Genomic DNA, 14,980 nt, shown 5'->3' on the forward strand with positions numbered 1-14,980 from the left:
TCGTGCGGACAGGTTGAGCGATGCAAGAGGCACCAATCCACTCAACGCCGTCAGTCAACCTTAGGGCCGGGGTGGGATGGTGTGTACCAGGGGGCAGCGGTATCGACATGAACGTGTTTCTGCTTTTGAGGCACGTAGCGCGTGTCGAGTGTGCCCAGTGCTATCAAAACCCAGTTCGCAAACTCACCTTGTGATCGTGAGCAGAAAAGGATCGAACCACACTCCGCGCAGAACTTGCGTAAAACAGTCTCGGAAGACGCATAGGTTTTGATGCTGATGGAGCCGCCAAGTATTCGAAGCGCGCGACGGGGAACGCTCCCGTAAGAGGCGAATGCTGCCCCGGAAAACGTTTCATCAGGTCGTTCTGGATCTTTTTAGGACCTGGAATCGTTTCGCCAACCGAACGAAGCTCAATAATTGCCTGCCTCACAACCAGCGGCACCACATAGGTTTGGTGGTGCCTTCGGCGACTACGTTCGTCGAGCCCACTGGGTCCCTCCAGTTCATAGCGCTCGACCCATTTATCGCCAGTCTTTCGGCTGATCGGGTAGTCCTGGCACAGCCGGCTAAAGCTGTGCTTTTCAGATAGATACTCAACGATGAACATCACGTTGAGGTCCATAGGTTTGAGCTCTCTCCAGGGCATGGTCAGATCCTCGCGAAATCGACCCTGCCAGTTAAAAACTGTTATCTATGTGTGTGAACTGATTGGTAACCCATGTGGATGAGTCATACCGGCAAGAGCGTTTTTCTTACTTTTGCGCTTTTCAAAAGTGAGCCGCCGCAAGAGCGGAACCATCAGTGGCCGTTACCGAAGAAACGGATATGTACGGGCGTTTAGCGTCTAACATCCAGTTCAATAAAAACGCATAAAAAGAGGGCCATGACCATCGTTAATACCTGATGGTCACGCGCCCCCCCGATTTATACTTTTCGATTAACGTACACCTCTGATTTTTTTCAAGCGCCTAACACCCCCTCACGCCGCAACATATATTGTTCATTCTCCATCGTCAGACCAACTACGTCTTCCGGGCTGATTAAACGCGTGCTCTTGATAAGAAAGTCGGTTTTACCATCGCCGGTCAGGTCCACCGCCAACAGATAGCGCGCGGTGGTGGGGTTGAATGTGATCATGGTGTCACCTGCCTTGCCGGTGAATTTATCGACATAGTTCAGCGTGATGCCTTCACCCTGTCCGACGGCGGACAGATCAATCTTGTCCATGCCAGTGGCGAAGTCCAGCAGCAGGTCTGGCCTGTTACGCGCAGAGTCGGAAGCAGCGTTGTATTTGAAGGTGTTCCAGCCACCACCGCCCAGCAGGTGATCAGCCCCGGCGCCACCCACCAGGACATTATCAGCCTTGTTTCCGATAATCCGGTCATTGCCACTTCCGCCGATGGCATTTTCAACGACCGTTTTCTTCGTGATAAAAATAGTGTCCTTCATTCCACCTACGCTGGAGTGTGTACCGCCGCGCAGGCTGATGGTCTGATCCTGGCTGAAGCCGGAAAAGTCGACAGTGTCATTGCCGGTCTTGTCATGCACGACGAATTCGGGTCTGTCGTTGGCAGACACCAGCGTCATGTGCGGCTTGCCAGTGTTGGAGTTGAAGCCGTAGATGGTGTCTTCAGTTTTTTCCGGCTTCGGATCAGGCTTCGAATCGGGCTTCGAATCGGGCTCCTTTTCATCATGCGCCACCAAGTCACTTGGCTTGATCTCACCCAACGCAGTCACCAACAGGTCAACCTTACCGTCCCCCGCCAGGTCAATGCCAAGGCGACTCAAGCCAGTTTCGCCGTTGAACCTCAGGACAGCGTCGCCGGCGCTCCCCGATAGTGTATTCACAACGTTCAACTTTTTAACGCCAGCATCGCGCATAAGCCTGGACACATCGATCTTGTCCTCGCCCGACGCAAAGTCCATCAACAGGTCAGGGCTATCGGGTGCGGAGTCACTGATCTTGTCGTACACGTAGATGTCTGCGCCACCTCCCCCCCATAACTTGTCGGCGCCACCGCCCCCGTTAAGTCGATTCCCCGCGTGGTTACCGATCAACAGGTCGTTGCCTGTGCCTCCTATCGCGTTTTCAAGGGTGGACGACGCGTCAATCGACACGCTGCCCTTCATCCCGCCTACGTCAGACAACGACCCGGCATGCAGATCGATGATCTGATTCTGGGTGAATCCCGAAAAATCCAGGGTATCGATTCCGCCATCGTCCTTGACCTTGAACCGAGGTTGGTCTGACGACGAGGTGAGGGTGGACTCAGCCTGACCACTGGTCGAGTTGAACCCATAAATGGTGTCCTGGCTACGCGGCTTGGGTTTGGGCGTGGGGTCATCCGGTTTACCGTCGTATCCCAGCACATCACCCGACTTGATTTCACCCTTGCTGTTGACCAACAGATCTGACTTGCCATTACCCGTCAGATCGATGGCAAGACTTCCCATTCCACTTTTATGGTCGAAGCTCAGCAGTGCATCACCAGGCCGTCCGTTCAGACCACCAAAATTGAGCGCTTTAATTCCCGACTTTTTGAGTAGCCCAGAGACATCGATCTTGTCTACGCCAGAGGTGAAGTCGGCAAGCATATCGGGCGCCTCGGGCGTAGAGTCGCTCGCCTGCGCGTAGATGAACGTATCTGCGCCACTACCGCCCGTCAACGTATCCGCCCCGCCGCCGCCCTTCAGGCGATTGTTCGCCTGATTACCGGTCAAGTTGTCATTGCCGTTGCCACCAATGGCGTTCTCCACGGTCACGCCTTTGGCAATCGAGACATTCCCCTTGAGCCCCCCTACATCAGAGAACGCTTCGGCATTGAGGTTGATGACCTGATGTTGGACGAAGTTGGAAAAGTCCAGAGTGTCTTCTCCACCACCGTCCCACACACAGAAAATCGGCTTGTCGTCAGCACTTTTCAGACTGTAAGCATCACGCTCGCTGTTGGAGTTGAAGCCATACGTTGTATCGGTATTTCGGGTTTTGGTATTTACGCCATAAACACGCTGGATCGCCGCGATATCATCCATCATTGGCGCGGAAGGCAAGAGGTGATTGAAATCATAACCCGGCCGATGAAGTTCGGAAAAATAACTCATCACAGAGCGCGCCCGGGTATCCTCGGTGTAATCGGCGTTGTCATCGTAACTGCCACCACCGTTGTAACCGCCAGGGTGTTCAAGGCCAATGGCATGGCCCAATTCATGCACCGCGACAAATGGAAAATCACTGCCCAGCGTTGGATAACTCTCTGCGTCCTCAGTACCAATATCTGCCGATACATTGGCGAAGTTTTTCAACGGGAATGTCGCCACACCGCCGCGAGCATCGGGTATATCCTTTATAGTTATTAATCCGTCCGCGTTCTGGGCATTTTCCTCAAAGGTCACATTGGCCAGATCCGCCCAGGAGCGCAACGCCTGCAGGGCTCTCTCTTTTTGCCCTGGGGTCAGATTGCCCTCAAAACGATAAGAGATCACGACCTGTCCATCGCTGTTTCTATCGTGAAACTTATAACTACCACGCGTGATATGTTTTGCAGCTTCGTCCGTGCTGAAGTTTGGCTTCTTGCCCCCCCCGTAGAAAATCGAGTGATCAGGCTTATCAGGCAGCGCACTCAGTAAGCCAGGGTCTATACAGCATGGAAAGGAGGGTGAAACAGAAAGCGTCATAAATAAACCTTAGATTAGTTTTTCTGGACAACCACAAACAGAACTACAAACGACCGACCTCCTCAGTCGTTAGTTACCCTATCCTCCCATAGAAATCCAAAGCCTATTTAACACATGGAAATAAAAGTACCATCCTGACAAACAATCAAACTTTCACTCATGCCCAAAAAACGCAGAATATACAACACACCGTTCCAACCCAATGTTTTAACAACAAAAAATAAAGAAACACACTACAATCGAGAGCAAAGGAACCAAATCCTACAGCACTCAGAAACACTCTAACTCATCAACCACTCACGTTCTTACAACCATTATCAGTTGCCGTGTAAGACGTTAACAAACTTGCATTTTCACCGGGACGACCTCCTACTACCAGCAAATACATCGCTGACAAGTTCCACGCTTTTATTATCAATATACGAACCCCAGCGAGGCCGCGATGGCGACGCTATTGACACCCCGCTATGATGTGGCCCTTCGCTTAACACCCCAGGAAACCGCATGCCCGCCCTCTCCTTCCGCAACGCCCTCCCCACCGACGCCGCCCGTTGCTTTGACATTGAAATCAGCGCCTACGAAGGCGACGAAGCCGCAACCTTGGAAAAAATCGCCACGCGCATTGCGTTGTACCCGCAAGGCTTTTTGATCCTGGAGGCAGATGGCGAGGTGGTGGGCTTCATCAACAGCGGCTGCGCGCACAAGGTGGTGATGTCAGACGAGGCGTTCAAGGAGTTGGTCGGCCATTCGGCCGAGGCGCCGAATGCGGTGATCATGTCGGTGGTGGTCGCCCCGGCGCACCAGGGCAAGGGCTATTCCAGCGCGTTGATGCGCGAGTTCGTGCAGCGCATGCGCGCGATGGGTAAGCAGACCCTTCACTTGATGTGCAAAGACCGCCATGTCGAGTTGTACACACGCATGGGCTACCGCTATGTGCAACCGTCTGCGTCGGATCATGGCGGGATGGCGTGGCACGAGATGGTGATGGACCTTTAGGTCGGCGCCGCATGGGGCGCATTTATGTGTCGAAACGTCTAACCGTCATCGACTGCCCAATCAGCAAATGTATTTCAACCCGCAAAACCCGTATCGGCATGCCCAACATCTGACGCCACGCCTGACGCGGCGCAGGATGACGCGGACACGCCCTACAGCCACCTCGCGCATTCTGTGGATGCGCCCAGCGCCGGTTTTAACCGGTTACATCCGCCCGAATTCACCTTATTGAGCGCCCCTTGATGACTCGGTAGCCTGCCGATGCGATCAACCAGACCGGGGTCTGGCGGATCTTTTCATTCCCCATCAACGAGGTGTACTCATGTCTTCCATCGGCGGTTCCAACCTATACCCCGCGCTTTACCCAGTGTCAGGCGCAAGCGGGTTCACTAACGACAATTCAAGCCACAACTCACGGGGCCCTGCGAAAGGGGATGATGCCCTGATCGCCAAACCGGGCGGCTACGATAACGGCGTGCAGGACAGCATCGATAACGACTCTCCACGCCATAACCCCTTGGATAGCACCGCCGGGGACGATGCCGAGGTCTTCGATCCGAATACCCAAAGCTGGCAACCCACCCAGGCAGCCGGCAACGGCCAATACGCCCCGCTTGGCGATCCTTACCGCGAGGCCATCGATTTCGAGATCACGCCCGATAACATGGTCGGCTGGCAGCGGGCGTAAGGCAACTGGCGGGCTGGGGCGGATTCATCCTCCCCAGTAGCACCCCGCCAGCACGCCATAGGGCTGGCGCGCGGTACTACCCTCGGCGTCGGATCACAGCGGGATGGCGTGGCACGCAAGGGTGATGGCCTTTTAATGGCCACCCTGGGAACTTATCCTTTTTGCAGCCTCCAACAAGGCACCACGAATCGACACGGAATGCCTTGATGTCCGGGACGCATATCAGCCGCTTGCTAACCTCCTCTTTGATCGCTGCAACGATGATGGCGATGGTGCCGGTTTCATTCGGGGCCACGGCTCAAGACATCGAGCACATCAGAAACTCATCCGCCGACCAGTTACGCCGGGAGGCCGACCAACGCGCCGAGGAGCAGGCGCGCCAGTCCAGGGAGCAGTTACGTCAACTCGAAGAACGTAATCGCCAGCAGGCCAAGGACCTTGAGGCGTTGATGCAGCGCCACGAACAGGAACGTATCGAGGCCGATCGTAAGGCGCGCCTGGAAGCCAGGGAAAAGCAATTGGGGCAGGAGCAGCGGTCGAAAGCTGACGCTGCTGCGCTGGAGGAGCCCCCTGTCGACACCGAACAAAAGGCTCAGTAACAATCAGCGCCGCTCATTTTAAGTCCTGGGAAGGAACTGCCACGTGATCACCGCAAGACCGCTCACCTTTCAACAAGCGTTGAAAAAGAACCTCAAACAGGTGCTGACCTTCTGGGCGCCGCTCAGCGTTATTTTTACCGGGCTGGGCGCCCTGCTGGGGTTTTATACGTTGTCGAGCTAGGCGACTGCGATAGGTCGTCTCGACGTGATGGCCGCCGCACTCGAGGCCAAAGGAACAATCGGCCGACTGCGTGCTCACCCAAAACAGCAACGCGATTCGCGCCCCCAAAAAGTCGCAGCCGGCAACCGCCACGGTAACGACACCTGCAAACACCCCAGGAATTCGCGTAGGAAATCCTGCGGCAGACGCAGCGAAAAAAGCATAAAGTCTGCCCCCAGGGACAGAGTCAAGGCTCAGCACAACAAGGAATCCGGCGCGATGCAGCACCCCCTCATTGAAATCAGCGATCAAGCCAACCCCGATGCCGAACGCATCCTCGCCAACGGCCTGGCGGCGTTCAACGAACAAGCCACCGGCTACCATGACCGACGCCCGCTGACGGTGCTGGTCAAAGACCCGCACACCAAGCAAGTGCTCGGCGGCATCACCGGCCGGAGCGCATTCGGCATGGCCTTCCTCGACCTCTTCCACTTGCCCGCCACGTTGCGCGGTGCAGGCATCGGCAGCCAATTGCTGCACGCATTCGAAGACGAAGCCCGACGCCGGGGCTGTCGCAATGCCGTGCTCTACACCATCAGCTTCCAGGCGCCGGGGTTCTATGAGAAGAACGGTTGGGTGCGGTTTGGCGAAATACCCTGTGAACCCGAGGGCAGCAGCCGGGTGTTTCTGTCTAAACAGCTGTGAGCTTCAGGCGTTTACTCGTTGGAGATCAACGTGCCGGTACCGACAGGCGGATAGATGATTTCCTGGGTATCCAGGTTCTTGATGCTCGAATAGGTGTGGTATTGGGTGCTGTAGTTCGGCCCGATGCCCTTGGTGCTGGCGGTCAGGCGGTAGGTCACCACGTAACGCTGGCCGGCCTTGAACTCCACGTCGTCCGCGCCGTTGTTGCAGAACGCACCACCGGTGCCGAGGGCATTCATCGACACGTTGCACCAGCGTAGCGAATGTTTGCCGGGGGCCAGTTTCAGGGCTTGTTCGCCGGTGACGTTGAGAATCGAGTGGCGACCCGCGCCGGGCAATGGCACACCGTCGACTTCCATCGCCAGGGCCAGGCGGTGAAACGGCACGCCCAGCTCACGTTCACGCCAAGTGTCGAAGTACACCAGCGCGGCGTCGGGCGCGCCATTGGAGAGGTCGACAGGCTGGAGTTTTTCCGGGGCCCAGTCGCCCTGATAGTTTTTGTAGTGGTAGTCGGAGCAGGCGCCAAGCAGTGGCAAGGTGAGTACGGCAGTGAGTTTCAGCCATTTCATCGGGTAACGGTCCTTGTGGGCGATGACAGCCTATCGACGTCACCACTGATTTCTTTAAGCAATCGATACGCCATCCTGAAGCAGACCTTGCGCCCGACACCCTGCTGACCTTCGGTCATCGACCAGCAAGGCACCGGGTTCCACGGCATACCACGCAGCCTGCAACTGGCGACTAAATCGGACTTCCAGGCTGACGGTCCCAGCCGTCTGTGCAATGATCCTCCCTCGATCTCTCGAGGGATGGAGCCACCGCCATGTCGCTGAACACTGCCACTCACCCCGCACAAGCGCCGCGCTTCTGGCGCGACGAGCGCTTGCCGTTCATCGAAGCACGGACCATCGCCGATGGGCGTAAGGTCACGTACACCCGCCACTCCCACGAGCATTTCTCCATCGGCGCGATCACCACCGGGTGCAGCGACTACCACCACGGTGCGGACACCTTCCAGATCAGTGCCGGCACGGTGGTATTGATGAACCCCGGCGATGTGCATGCGTGCAACCCGATCCGCGACCAGCCTTGGTCGTATCACATGCTCTACCTCGACACGCCCTGGCTGACGGACCTGCAACACCAGTTGGGTTTCAGCACCGACCTGGGTTATCGACCGTTCAATACGCCCTATACCCGCGATCCGGTGCTGTACAACGGCCTGATCGAACTGTACCGGGTGCTGCTGGATGAGCAGGCCGAACTGCTGCAAAAACAGAGCGTGCTGGTGAGTTACTTCAGTGAGGTGCAGCAGCGCCTGAACCCTTCGAACACGCCGGTGCGGGAGGTCAACCACAAGCTGGAACGCGCCGCTGAGTACATCCGCGAACACTGCACTCAGGCCTTGAAACTCGAAGACATTTGCTTGGCGGCCGAGCTGTCGCCTTCGTATTTGATCCGCGCGTTCAAGCTGTATTACGGCCTGACGCCCCATGCGTTTCTGGTGAACCGGCGCATCCAGTTTGCCCGCACTCAATTGCGCAACGGCGAACTGATCGCCGACGTGGCCCTGGCCGCCGGCTTTGCCGACCAGGCGCACTTCCAGCGCACCTTCAAGCAACACTTCGCCGCCACGCCGGGGCAATACCGCGACTTGCTCAAGCCATCAGCAAATAACCCACACTGGCCACCAGCAACGCGGCCATCGAACGGTTGAACACCCGCACGCCCTGCGGGTTGCCGAGGTAACGCCGCAAAAACGTGCCGGCGTAGGCCCAGCAGGCCACCGACAGGTAGCAGATCACCAGGTAGAGCGCCGCAAACAGCCATACTTGCCTGGCGTCGCCATCGGCGACAAACAACCCCATCCCCGCCACGCAGGCCAGCCAGGCTTTGGGGTTAAGCCATTGCATGATCGCCCCGTACAACATCGACGGCGCCGTTGCGGTGCCTTCGGCGTCCAGCCGGCCATCGTCCACCGCGAGCTTCCAGGCCATGTACAACAAGAAGGCGACCCCGCCCCACTGGATCAACTGGGTCAGGATGGGCCAGCGCACCAGCACTTCATGCAGCCCCAGGCCGATCAACACCAGCAACAGCGTGAAGCCGGCGGCGGCGCCGAACACGTGTTTCTGGCTGGCGGCAAACCCGAAGCGTGCGCCGGAACTGAGGGCGACCACATTCACCGGCCCCGGTGTGATGGAAGTGGCCAACGCGAAGGCGGCCATGGAAAGGATCAAGCTCATTGCGGTTCCTTGTTGTAGTGATGAACAAGGGCCACGGTAAACACCCCGGCGAGCCGGGTATTGAAGAAAATACCCCTGCTACTCGCCGGTCATGCGTTCCAGGCTGTTGCTCAGGTGCAACCACATGGCGGCGCGGGCGGCGTCGGGGTCCTGGCGGCGGATCGCCTTGAGGATCGCCTCGTGTTCCAGGTTGGCCAACTGGCCCAGCTTCATCAGGTCGATATCGCCGCGCTCCTGGGCATTGATGCGCGTGCGCGGGATCACCGAGTTACCCAAGTGATAAATCACATCGGTGAAGTAGCTGTTGCCAGTGGCCTGGGCAATCAACTGATGGAAGCGCACGTCGGGTTCGACGCTGCTGTCGTTGTTGGCCAGCGAGGCCTGGTAGTCGTCGAGGGCCTGGCGCATGAGCTGCAACTGCGCCTCGCTGCGACGCAACGCGGCCAGGGCAGCGGCCTGGGTTTCCAGGCCAAGGCGCAACTCAAGGATGCCGCGCACGCTGACGGCGGTGTCGTGGTTCAGTTGCAGGCCCTGGCGCTGGTCCCGCTCAAGCACAAAGGTGCCCACCCCATGCCGGGTTTCCACCAGTCCCGCCGCCTGCAACTTCGACAACGCCTCACGCACCACCGTGCGACTGACGCCGTACTCGCCAACGATGGCCGACTCGGAGGGCAACTTCTCGCCCGGCGCCATTTGGCCGAGGAGAATGCGCTGGGTCAACGTAGTGACGATGTCATGGGCAAGGCCCTGGGAGCGCTTGCGGGGGGCGTCGTTGTGCATCGGTCATTCCATGGGTTGGGCCCGGCCAATACTAACATCTCCATCCGCCATCAACTTGTATGACAACAAACAAATTCCACTATGTCTGGCCATGATTTTTGTGAGAGTAGGCTTGCCTTGGATTGCGTCGACGTGGTTGAAATAAAGCACAACGAAGCCTAATTCTTAGGAAACAAAGCTCCAACGGCGCGCTCATACCGCCGAAATTTACGTTGCCACATGGAAAAAAGCAGTTGTATGATGTCTATCAAGTTGTCAGACATCTCCGGCAGCCCTGAACCCATCCCCGCACAACAATAATCCGTGGGAGTTCTACCCCGTGACCTCTTCCAGCCCTGCGACAGCTGCGCCCGCCCTCGACCCCGTCCTGGCCCGCGCGATCAAGAAAGTGAAGCAGCACGTGCTGCCATTGTTCGTGATCATGTTCATCGTCAACTACATCGACCGCGTCAACATCGGCTTTGTGCGCACCCACATGGAACACGACCTGGGCATCGGTGCGGCCGCCTATGGTTTCGGTGCCGGTTTGTTCTTTATCGGCTATGCCTTGTTCGAAGTGCCCTCCAACCTGCTGCTGCAAAAAGTCGGCGCGCGTATCTGGCTGACCCGCATCATGTTCACCTGGGGCATCACCGCAACGCTGATGGCCTTTATCCAGAACGAAACCCACTTCTACATCCTGCGTTTTCTGCTGGGCGTGGCCGAGGCCGGGTTCTTTCCGGGCGTGATCTACTACTTCACCCGCTGGCTGCCTGGGGTGGAACGCGGCAAGGCGATTGCGATCTTCCTCAGCGGCTCGGCCCTGGCCTCGCTGATCTCCGGCCCACTGTCCGGCGTGCTGCTGCAAATCAACGGGCTGGGCCTGCACGGCTGGCAATGGATGTACATCATCGAAGGCATGGCCTCGGTGCTGCTGTGCTTTTTTGTGTGGTTCTGGCTCGACTCCAAACCCCACGATGCCAAATGGCTCAGCCGCGCAGAACAGGACGCGCTGGTGGGCGAGATCGAGCGCGAACAACGCGAGCGTGACGCCGCCACCACGGTCAAGCCGAGCCTGGGCACGCTGCTCAAGGACCGCCAGATCATGCTGTTCTGCGCCCTGTATTTCTGCATCCAACTGACCATCTATGCCGCCACATTCTGGCTGCCGAGCATCATCAAGAAGATGGGCGACCTGAGTGACATCCAGGTGGGCTTCTACAACTCCATCCCCTGGCTGATTTCGATCATCGCCATGTACTCGTTCGCGGCCCTGGCCGGCAAGTACAAGCACCAGCAGGCGTGGGTGGCCACGGCGCTGTTGATTGCCGCCGCGGGGATGTTTTTCTCCACCACCGGTGGGCCGGTCTTTGCCTTTGTCGCCATCTGTTTTGCTGCGATTGGGTTCAAGTCGGCGTCGTCACTGTTCTGGCCGATTCCCCAGGGCTACCTGGATGCGCGCATCGCGGCGGCAGTGATCGCGCTGATCAATTCCATCGGCAACCTCGGTGGGTTTGTCGCGCCCACCACCTTCGGGTTTCTGGAGCAGACCACCGGGTCGATCCAGGGTGGTTTGTATGGGCTGGCCGGCACCTCGATCCTCGCGGCGATCCTGGTGTTCTTCGCCAAGACCCGGCCCGGCGCCCAAAGCCCGAGCGTGCTGCACCCCGCCCCCGTCTTGAGCAAATAAGGAAGCGTTTTCATGAACACAGAACACCAGCACCACGCCAGTCACGCCCCAATCGTCACCCACCTGCAAGTGATCCCGGTGGCCGGCCACGACAGCATGCTGCTCAACCTCAGCGGCGCCCACGGGCCGTTTTTCACGCGCAACATCGTGATCCTCAAAGACAGCGCCGGGCACATCGGCGTGGGCGAAGTACCGGGCGGCGAACGCATCCGCGAAACCCTGGAAGACGCGCGCAGCCTGGTGATCGGCAAACCGATCGGCGAGTACCAGAGCATCCTCAATGCCATGCGCCGCACCTTCGCCGCCCGCGACAGCGCCGGGCGCGGCCTGCAGACGTTTGACCTGCGCATCACCATCCACGCCGTCACCGCCATGGAAGCGGCGCTGCTCGACCTGCTCGGCCAATTCCTCGAAGTGCCAGTGGCCGCCCTGCTCGGCGAAGGCCAGCAGCGCGACGCGGTAAAGATGCTCGGCTACCTGTTCTATATCGGCGACCGCCAGCAGACCGACCTGGCCTACCGCAGCGAAGCCGATGGAGACGATTGGTTTCGCCTGCGCCATGAACCGGCCCTGACCCCGGACGCTATCGTGCGCCTGGCCGAAGCCGCCCAGGCCAAGTACGGTTTCAACGACTTCAAGCTCAAGGGCGGCGTGTTGCGCGGCGCCGAAGAAATCGAAGCGGTCACCGCCCTGGCCGAGCGCTTCCCCGACGCACGCATCACCCTGGACCCAAACGGCGCCTGGTCACTCAAGGAGGCCATCGCCCTGTGCCGCGACCAACATCACGTATTGGCCTACGCCGAAGACCCGTGCGGCGCGGAAAACGGCTATTCGGGCCGCGAAGTCATGGCTGAATTCCGCCGCGCCACCGGCCTGCCTACCGCCACCAACATGATCGCCACCGACTGGCGCGAATTGGGCCACGCGATCCAGCTGCAATCGGTGGACATTCCCCTCGCCGACCCGCACTTCTGGACGATGCAAGGCTCGGTGCGCGTCGCGCAGATGTGCCATGAATGGGGCCTGACCTGGGGCTCGCACTCCAACAACCACTTCGATATTTCCCTGGCGATGTTTACCCAGGTGGCGGCCGCCGCACCGGGCGCTATCACCGCGATCGACACCCACTGGATCTGGCAGGACGGCCAGCGCCTGACCAAGGCGCCGTTGCCGATTGTCGACGGTCACATCCAGGTGCCGGCCAAACCGGGCCTGGGCGTGGAGATCGACATGGACGCCGTGGCCCAGGCCCACGAACGCTACAAGGGCATGGGCCTGGGCGCGCGCAATGACAGCGTGGCCATGCAGTTCCTGATTCCCGGCTGGAGCTTCGATAACAAGCGCCCGTGCCTGGTGCGCTGAACGCGTATTTGACGGACAACGCTGCGGGTGCCTGGGGGACGATATCGTCAACGCCCAGCACCCGACCATCCTCGGGCATCAGGCCGGCGCCACCGAGCAGGCGGCGAGGGAGGCGTTTGCCTGATCGTTTTACAACCCGCGCTTGCGCAACCACTGCAGGAAGCCCTTCTTCACCGGTACCACCGGCGCTTCCTGGGTCAGGGTCTGCGCCGTATGTACGCGAAAATCCAGCAGTGCTTTCATCGCTTCGCCGATGTCATGCCGCGCATCCAGGCACGGCTTGAGGTATTCCTTCTCGACGCGGTAGAGCGTGCAGTAGGTCTTGGCGCAGAAGTCCGCCAGCGTGGCCTCGTCGGACAAGATCCCGGCCTCGCCGATCACTTCCCCCGGCCCCATGCGCCCGGCTTCGAACGTGTGCCCGCTCTTGTTCAGCATCACCGAGACCACGCCGGTTTCGACGATAAACAAATGATCGCTGACTTCCCCCGCCGGCAGGATCATCTCGCCAGCACGGTAGCTGTGCAGGGTCATATTCTGGCTGAAGGTGTCCTTCTCTTCCTGGCGCAACGTGGAGAAAATCGACGAGCGCTCCAGCAACGCCCGCGCACCTGACAGCGCGAGCGGCGTGCTGCTTTCGGTGGCCGACAGCAAACCGACGCCCGCCGCCTGCAGGTGCCGGAAAGCCAGGTCGTATAGCTGATTGCGCACTTCGCGCTTGAGTAGCATCGCCGGTACAAAACCGCTGATTTCATACTCGACGCCGCCACTGGACGAGGTTTTGAACGCCACGTTCGGCGCCGGTTTGGCCAGCAGCGGCCGGCAACCTTGCATCGCCCGCTCCAACGCCTCGATCACGGTTTGCGGACGTGCGTGAGGGCTGACTTGCAGGCAGACCGACAGGCCGAACATATCCGCCGGGCGCGAGAAATTGATGATCTTGGCCTTGGCCGCCAACGAATTGGGGATCACCGCCATGCTGCCCTGGGACGTCTGCAACCGCGTGGCGCGCCAGTCGATATCGGTGACGCGGCCTTCAGTGCCGTCGATGGAAATCCAGTCACCGAGCTGGTACGGCTTGGTGGTGTTGAGCACGATCCCGGAAAACACATCGCTGAGGGTACTTTGCAACGCCAGGCCGACGATGATCGCCACCGCGCCGGAGGTGGCAAGCACGCCCTTGACCGGCAGGTCGAGCACGTAGGCCATGGCGGCGATGATCGCAATCAGGAAAATCACCGCGCCCAGCAGGTCTTGCAACAGCCGACCGGTATGGCCGACGCGCTGCATCATCAGCGCACCGAACAACACCGTCAGGGTCCGCGCCGCGAACAGCCACCAACCGATCTGCAACGCGGTAGCGGCCAGGTGCAACGCGGTGTTGTCGGCATACGGCGCGACGAGCATCGGGTTCATGCCGTCGTTGAACAACACGGCGCTGAACACCGCAAAAATCACCAGCCGCGCCGCCAGCTTCCAGTTAGCCAGGTCAGCGGAAATCAGGCGCCACACACCGATGTCGATAAAGATCAGCGCCAGGGCGCACAACATGGGGTGATCAGCGATAAATGAGGGCATCCAGACGACTCCAGGGTGAATGCCGAGAAGATCGCATGAAATGGGGATGTGGGGGTATAGCGCGGAGCGAAATGCGGGTGGGAAATTGCACCGTATCTGACCACCTGATTGCATCAGCACTGACCAGGCATTTGAATCGCCCCGGATTATCTAGACACCTTGTAAACTCATACTGATGTTTCTTCAGACCGCTATGCCACGTTGCTTACACAAAGGAGTTCCCTATGCGTAAGGATTACCTCGCTTTTTTATCTCGCTCTTTCTATCGAGGCTGGCGGATCTGCTCCTGGCGCAGCCCAACCGCGACATAAGCGTTTCAGCCTCCTCATTCGGGTTACCTAGGCGAACTCAACCGAGCCATATCCAGCGCGGAGGAAAACGTCAGCGTCGTGACGGGATCCGCGTTCTGTTGTGAGGACAGACTCCTTCACCGCCGTTCCGGACACCTTCACATTCGCCGCCCGCAACTGGACGTAGACAATCGCCACAGCGGCAAGAAAGCCTCATTGCTGTAAGGTTGCGTGT

13 protein-coding genes and 2 pseudogenes are annotated in these 14,980 nt (G+C 58.9%); 8 read left to right on the plus strand and 7 right to left on the minus strand.

The features are described 5' to 3' along the window. Window positions 1-50: 50 nt before the first annotated feature. From ACP7CJ_RS24430 to ACP7CJ_RS24440, 3 genes and pseudogenes are all read right to left on the minus strand, one after another. Window positions 51-341 (minus strand): annotated as a pseudogene (locus ACP7CJ_RS24430) (GFA family protein); the annotation flags it as partial. Beyond that, window positions 326-646, minus strand: a pseudogene (locus tag ACP7CJ_RS24435) (helix-turn-helix domain-containing protein); the annotation flags it as partial. The pseudogenes ACP7CJ_RS24430 and ACP7CJ_RS24435, both read right to left, overlap by 16 nt. Before the next feature lie 314 nt (window positions 647-960). Next, window positions 961-3,675 (minus strand): M10 family metallopeptidase C-terminal domain-containing protein, encoded by a 2,715-nt coding sequence (locus tag ACP7CJ_RS24440; RefSeq protein WP_426102393.1) that lies wholly within the window; start codon window positions 3,673-3,675, stop codon window positions 961-963. A 504-nt stretch (window positions 3,676-4,179) separates the two neighbouring features. On the opposite strand from ACP7CJ_RS24440, the gene ACP7CJ_RS24445 reads away from it, so the two are divergent. From ACP7CJ_RS24445 to ACP7CJ_RS24465, 5 genes are all read left to right on the plus strand, one after another. Further along, window positions 4,180-4,671, plus strand: coding sequence for a GNAT family N-acetyltransferase (locus tag ACP7CJ_RS24445; protein ID WP_276193468.1), 492 nt, complete (start codon window positions 4,180-4,182; stop codon window positions 4,669-4,671). Between the two features lie 322 nt (window positions 4,672-4,993). Further along, window positions 4,994-5,359 (plus strand): hypothetical protein, encoded by a 366-nt coding sequence (locus ACP7CJ_RS24450; RefSeq protein WP_426102395.1) that lies wholly within the window; start codon window positions 4,994-4,996, stop codon window positions 5,357-5,359. 206 nt (window positions 5,360-5,565) lie between these two features. Continuing rightward, entirely contained in the window at window positions 5,566-5,958 is a 393-nt protein-coding gene (locus ACP7CJ_RS24455; RefSeq protein ID WP_426102397.1) for a hypothetical protein, read from the plus strand. A gap of 43 nt (window positions 5,959-6,001) precedes the next feature. Next, a complete protein-coding gene (locus tag ACP7CJ_RS24460; protein WP_276193471.1) occupies window positions 6,002-6,139 on the plus strand; it encodes a hypothetical protein in 138 nt (45 codons plus the stop codon). Between the two features lie 258 nt (window positions 6,140-6,397). Beyond that, window positions 6,398-6,823 carry a GNAT family N-acetyltransferase gene (locus ACP7CJ_RS24465; protein ID WP_426102399.1) on the plus strand — a complete coding sequence of 142 codons (426 nt, stop codon included), beginning with the start codon at window positions 6,398-6,400 and terminating at the stop codon, window positions 6,821-6,823. 11 nt (window positions 6,824-6,834) lie between these two features. Here ACP7CJ_RS24465 and ACP7CJ_RS24470 read toward each other — a convergent pair whose 3' ends face one another. Continuing rightward, window positions 6,835-7,392 carry a hypothetical protein gene (locus ACP7CJ_RS24470; protein ID WP_253395060.1) on the minus strand — a complete coding sequence of 186 codons (558 nt, stop codon included), beginning with the start codon at window positions 7,390-7,392 and terminating at the stop codon, window positions 6,835-6,837. Window positions 7,393-7,646: 254 nt separating this feature from the next. Here ACP7CJ_RS24470 and ACP7CJ_RS24475 point away from each other — a divergent pair, with 254 nt between their 5' ends. Then, the gene (locus tag ACP7CJ_RS24475; RefSeq protein WP_247396971.1) at window positions 7,647-8,540 is read left to right on the plus strand and encodes an AraC family transcriptional regulator; all 894 of its coding nucleotides are present in this window, start codon (window positions 7,647-7,649) and stop codon (window positions 8,538-8,540) included. On the opposite strand, the gene ACP7CJ_RS24480 is transcribed toward ACP7CJ_RS24475, so the two are convergent. Together ACP7CJ_RS24480 and ACP7CJ_RS24485 are read right to left on the minus strand one after the other, a co-directional pair. After that, window positions 8,482-9,069, minus strand: coding sequence for a LysE family translocator (locus tag ACP7CJ_RS24480; RefSeq protein ID WP_247396973.1), 588 nt, complete (start codon window positions 9,067-9,069; stop codon window positions 8,482-8,484). The two genes, ACP7CJ_RS24475 and ACP7CJ_RS24480, sit on opposite strands and share 59 nt — an antisense overlap. A gap of 78 nt (window positions 9,070-9,147) precedes the next feature. Further along, window positions 9,148-9,849 (minus strand): FadR/GntR family transcriptional regulator, encoded by a 702-nt coding sequence (locus tag ACP7CJ_RS24485; RefSeq protein WP_247396974.1) that lies wholly within the window; start codon window positions 9,847-9,849, stop codon window positions 9,148-9,150. A gap of 319 nt (window positions 9,850-10,168) precedes the next feature. Here ACP7CJ_RS24485 and ACP7CJ_RS24490 point away from each other — a divergent pair, with 319 nt between their 5' ends. After that, window positions 10,169-11,518 (plus strand): MFS transporter, encoded by a 1,350-nt coding sequence (locus tag ACP7CJ_RS24490; protein WP_276193472.1) that lies wholly within the window; start codon window positions 10,169-10,171, stop codon window positions 11,516-11,518. 12 nt (window positions 11,519-11,530) lie between these two features. Next, the gene (gene gudD / locus ACP7CJ_RS24495; RefSeq protein WP_426102401.1) at window positions 11,531-12,880 is read left to right on the plus strand and encodes a glucarate dehydratase; all 1,350 of its coding nucleotides are present in this window, start codon (window positions 11,531-11,533) and stop codon (window positions 12,878-12,880) included. Between the two features lie 129 nt (window positions 12,881-13,009). On the opposite strand, the gene ACP7CJ_RS24500 is transcribed toward gudD, so the two are convergent. Then, window positions 13,010-14,455 carry a mechanosensitive ion channel domain-containing protein gene (locus ACP7CJ_RS24500; RefSeq protein WP_426102403.1) on the minus strand — a complete coding sequence of 482 codons (1,446 nt, stop codon included), beginning with the start codon at window positions 14,453-14,455 and terminating at the stop codon, window positions 13,010-13,012. Between the last annotated feature and the right edge of the window lie 525 nt (window positions 14,456-14,980).

It is taken from the genome of Pseudomonas sp. PSPC3-2, assembly GCF_049897085.1.
Lineage (GTDB): Bacteria > Pseudomonadota > Gammaproteobacteria > Pseudomonadales > Pseudomonadaceae > Aquipseudomonas > Aquipseudomonas paraveronii.